A 1,660-nucleotide genomic window follows, 5' to 3' on the forward strand; every position below is an offset into this window, starting at 1 on the left:
TGCGGCGCGTCAGGGCCAGGTCGCGGCCGCGGTGCCCGACGTGCCGTGACGCAGGCGCGCATCGCGCGGGGATACCGGCGGGCGGCGCGCAGGCGTAAGCTTCCGCTGCGGCGATAGCGCGGTCAGGGGGAAGCGTGCCGGAGACAGTGCTCAAGGACGCGATGGTCTATCTCATCGCCGCCGGCGTGCTGGTGCCGCTGTTCCACCGGGCGCGCATCGGCGCGGTGGTGGGCTTCATCGCCATCGGCATGCTGCTCGGCCCGCACGGGCTCGGCCGCTTCGCCGACGATGCGCCGCTGGTGCGCTTCATCACCATTTCCAGCCCGGAGCGGGTAGCGCCCTTCGGCGAGCTGGGCGTGATCTTCCTCCTGTTCCTGCTGGGGCTCGAATTCTCGGCGGCGCGGCTGTGGGCGCTCAGGCGCGAGGTGTTCGGCGCCGGCGCGCTCCAGGTGGCGCTGTGCGCGGCGCCGCTCGCGGCCCTGCTCTATCTGCCGTTCGGCCATCCGGGGCTGGCGCTGGTGGTGGGGCTGTCGCTGGCGCTCTCCTCCACCGCGGTCGTCACCCAGCTGCTCGTCTCCGAGCACCGCTCGCTCACCGCCTTCGGGCAATTGGTGATCGCGGTGCTGCTGTTCCAGGACCTGATGGTGGTGCCGATCCTGCTGGCGGTGGACCTGCTCGGACCGCAGTCGGGCGACGTGGCGTGGCTCGCGCTCTCCGCCCTCGGCAAGGCGGCGGCGGCGGTGGTGGCGATCCTGCTCGCCGGGCGCTTCGTGCTGGCGCCGCTGGTGGCGCTCGCCGCCAGCACGGGGCTGCGCGACCTCATCATGGCCATCACCCTGGTGGTGGTGGTGGGGGCCGCCGGCCTCACCCACGCCGCCGGGCTTTCGGCCGCGCTTGGCGCCTTCCTCGCCGGCATGCTGTTGTCGGAGACCGCCTACCGGCACCAGATCGAGATCGACCTGGAGCCGTTCAAGGGCCTGCTGATCGGCCTGTTCTTCGTCACCGTGGGGATGAGCGTCGACCTCGCCGGCGTGCTGCCGCATGCGTGGCTCCTGGTCCAGGTGGTGGTGGCGGTACTGGCGGTGAAGGTCGTCTTCACCTACGCCGCCGTACGCCTCATGGGCACGCCGCGGCCGGTGGCGGCCGAGGCCTCCATTCTGCTCGCCCAGACCGGCGAGTTCGCGCTGGTGGTGCTGGGCCTCCTCGCCGCGCGCAAGCTGGTGGACCCGGCGCAGCTGAGCGCCCTGGTGACGGCGGTGGTCATCACGCTGGCCCTCACCCCGCTGATGGCGCGGCTCGGCCGAAGGCTCGGCGCGCGGCTGGAGCGGGCGGATGCGCGCGATCTGGAGGCGCCGGCCGACATGGTCCCGCTCGCGGGCCATGTGGTGATCGGCGGCTTCGGCCGCGTCGGCCGCACGGTGGCGGCGATCCTCGTGCGCGAGAATGTGCCCTTCGTGGCGGTCGACGCCGACCCGGTGCGCGCGGCGGTGGAGCGCCAGCGCGGCCCAGCCGGTGTTCTTTCGGCGATGCCGGGCGGCGTCGACTCCTGGAGCGGCTCGGCGGGCGCGCAGGCGAGCGCCTTCGTGGTCACGCTCGACTCCACCGGCCCGGCGGAAAGCCATGGTGCGGGGCGGTGCGCGCGCGCTGGCCCGGAAGGCCG

Annotated in this window: 1 protein-coding gene; it reads left to right on the plus strand. The window is 73.6% G+C overall.

Annotated features, from left to right (window positions below):
• Positions 1-134 precede the first annotated feature (134 nt).
• On the plus strand, positions 135-1,660 hold a 1,526-nt coding region (locus AC2W7M_RS25005), incomplete at its 3' end, for a cation:proton antiporter domain-containing protein (protein WP_486135765.1).

The sequence above is a fragment of the Xanthobacter sp. BG11Y11_SDJG genome, assembly GCF_057364445.1.